This window comes from Vibrio sp. M260118, from assembly GCF_036533755.1.
Classification (GTDB): domain Bacteria; phylum Pseudomonadota; class Gammaproteobacteria; order Enterobacterales; family Vibrionaceae; genus Vibrio.
In genome coordinates this window covers 1-3,121 of the sequence record NZ_JATABG010000483.1, presented here as the reverse complement: position 1 = coordinate 3,121, position 3,121 = coordinate 1, and the positions used below count along the sequence as shown (strand labels likewise).

Below are 3,121 nucleotides of genomic sequence, written 5' to 3'. Positions count from 1 at the left end.
CCCGTATTGGGGGCTGTTTCCGATCAGAATTGCCAAATATGCGCTAAAGTTTTAAGAAACACATGCACGCAAGGCAGAAGATGGAGCAGCTATTCAAAGTCAGCGATGGTGTAAAAGCAATCTCTTATGTCGCCTATATCGCCGCGGTAGGGGTGATGTCCCACTCATTTTTGTTGCAATCCCACCCGTGGGAGTACGCTTATTACTCTTTTCCCGCACTGCTACTGCTAGCACTCTATAGCTCTAATCCTTCCCTTAAGCATGTGTTTGCCTTTTCAGCTACAGCGTTGTTTTTAATTGGCGGCCTTATCCAGCCTTTCCCGCTTGAGTTGGTCAAAGAGTGTTTATTGTTTCTTCCTCTTTGTTACATAGTGCTATTTCCAGGCTCGCTGTGGCCCATCGCAGTATGTGTGGCTCTGATTAATGGCTATTTGTATCAGCTTACAGTGACTGACTTTAAGCTCTTTATTGATACGTCGATTGAAATGACAGCCGTTACCTTGTTCGCCACTTTAATGACCTATTTTTATGTAAAGACTCAGCAACAGGCGGTGAGCTATAAAACAGAGAGTCAAACCGACTATCTGACCAAACTGCCCAACATCAATGCTTATAAAGAAGATATCGAGCGAATCAACGAACACAACGCTAAACACTTTGGCATGCTGCATATTGGCTTAGAAGGGTTTAAGAGTGTTAATGACAGGCTCGGTTATCGTCATGGAGATGATTTACTCGTCGCCTTTGCTAAACACATTAAAGATATAGTGGGTGATATCGGGGTCGTGTACCGTTTTGGTGGCGACGAGTTTATTGTTGTGGTTGAGAGTAAGGAGTTGCAAACCACGTTAGAGGAGTTAGTGGATGAGCTAAATCGCCATCAAAAAATGATGTTTGATGTGGATAATACTTCGCATAGGCTCTCTTACTGTATTGGCGTCGCGTATGCCGGAGATGCACTAGATAGCATTGAAGTATGGGAGAAGAACGCAGATTTTGCTCTATTCAAAGCACGTTCCGTTGGCGGTGGAGCTGTATGCTGGTTTGATGACGAGCTATTAAGTGAGACCATCAGGCAACATCAAATCGAGACAGAAATCCGCTGGGCTCTTACCAATCACCAGTTTATTCTACTGTTCCAACCTAAAGTGGATGTTGAGTCGGTGAAGATCGTCGGTGCTGAAGCCCTGCTGCGTTGGAATCACCCCAACTTAGGCCCGATCTCGCCAGCTGAATTTATACCTATTGCGGAAAAAACTACCCAGATTGTTCCGCTTGGACACTGGATTCTTCACGAAGCGTGTCGACAGGCCAAGCAGTATCATGAGCAAAATATTCCGGTTTGTATTGCGGTTAATGTGTCGACGGTTCAATTCGCCCACGCAGATCTGTTTGAGGTGGTGTGTAAAGCGTTGAAAGAGAGCCAGTTACCGTCGCATTTGTTGCAATTAGAGGTAACAGAGTCCGCATTAATGAGCGATCCGGAAAACATTACCGATATCTGTCGTCAATTAAGGGCGATTGGTGTTTCAATCGCAATTGATGACTTTGGTGTTGAGTACTCATGCTTGAAGTACCTAAAGCAGTTACCTATTGACGTGATTAAGATAGATAAGTGCTTTGTCGATGAGTGTGCGATTAACCACTCGGATCGTGTGTTGCTAAGAACCATCGTCCAAATGGGGCATAGCTTGGGCATTAAAGTGATCGCTGAAGGGGTCGAGTTTCAAGAGCAACTTGATGTCTTGGTTGAGGAAGGCTGTGATCAATACCAGGGCTACTTGTTCTCGCAGCCTTTGTCTCACGATGAGTTCGCCTCAATGCTAACCCAAGAGCTGCGCAATGAGCGGGTGGTAAAGCTCACAAAGGAGTAATCCCCAGACGTTAAAAAGCCGCAAATAGATGCGGCTTTTTTCGTTTAGGTTGGCGATTAATGAGTGAGGTAGTGCTCAACAAACTCAGTAACTTTCACCATATCGTCTACCGCAATGAACTCTTCCGTGGTATGCACTTTTGCCATACCTGTAGAGGTGCGGGTGCTCATCTGCAATCACAAACGCGTTGTAAGCACGAGTAGATTCGATTTCTACTTGCGCGCCATGTTTGTCGGCAGCGGCTTGGAATGTCTCGATCATGTGCTCAACTTGAGCTGTTAGCTTGTCATCATTTAAAGAGCGTGCTTCAGCAACCACTTTAAGCTCAGGCATGACGATGTTGGTTGCATTACCACCTTGCACGATACCGATGTTGGCTGTGGTCTCTTCGTCGATGCGCAGCAGCTTCATATTGGTGATGGCTTCAGAAGCCACTTGAATTGCGCTAATGCCTTCTTCTGGCGCTAGACCAGCGTGTGCAGGGCGACCAATAAAGTTTGCCACGATCTTTTGCTGGCCAGGTGCCGCGTTAACTATGGTGCCGATAGGGCCGCCTGTATCAAGTACGATCGCTTTGTCTGCTTGGATGAACGACATATCAAAATGCTGTGAACCGAATAGGCCGCCTTCTTCATGAACTGTGAAAGCAAGCTCAATGGTTTTATGAGCAAGATTTTGCGCCTTAATGCTACGTACGGCTTCCATAATTGCCGCAATACCTGACTTATCATCACCGCCAAGAATTGTGTTGCCTTTTGAGCGAATAACTCCGTCTTCAATGACAGGTTCAATACCGACACCCGGAGTAACCGTGTCCATGTGACAACTCAGTACAACGCTATCTGCGATCTCGCCGTCTAAGCGGGCATACAGGTTGTAACCATTCGATACCTCTTCAGGTACAGGCAGTTTGTGAACAGTGAAACCAAGCTCACCCAGTTGCTCTGCAAGTGCCTCAGAGATCTGTTTTTCGTTACGAGATTCGCTGTCGATTTTTACTAGGTCAATAAAGTGCTCGACCAAGCGTTCACGGTTAATTTGAGTCATTGTTTTACCTCATTGGGGAACAGAGGTGGATACCTTAACTGCAACACGTGTTTTTAGGGCTGCGCTACATCAATCTATAGCAACTCCTTGTGTCAATTTACGGTTAGGAATGCGTATTGGATAGGTCTGAACAGGGTAGCAGAGCGTAGTAGGTTGATTGCATGAATTTTGATGATGTAAATAAAATGTTACTCTAAGGT

Annotated in this window: 1 protein-coding gene and 1 pseudogene; one reads left to right on the top strand and one right to left on the bottom strand. The window is 45.8% G+C overall.

Features of this window, described 5'->3' with window-relative positions; genetic code table 11:
* The first annotated feature begins 80 nt into the window (after positions 1 to 80).
* Positions 81 to 1,874 (top strand): putative bifunctional diguanylate cyclase/phosphodiesterase, encoded by a 1,794-nt coding sequence (locus tag QTO00_RS18650; protein WP_331426102.1) that lies wholly within the window; start codon positions 81 to 83, stop codon positions 1,872 to 1,874.
* Positions 1,875 to 1,930: 56 nt separating this feature from the next.
* Here QTO00_RS18650 and QTO00_RS18645 read toward each other — a convergent pair.
* Positions 1,931 to 2,921, bottom strand: a pseudogene (locus QTO00_RS18645) (M20/M25/M40 family metallo-hydrolase).
* Positions 2,922 to 3,121 lie beyond the last annotated feature (200 nt).

Coding starts and splice junctions, on each gene's coding strand:
- QTO00_RS18650 (WP_331426102.1), top strand. CDS start 81: ATGGAGCAGCTATTCAAAGTCAGCGATGGTGTAAAAGCAATCTCTTAT.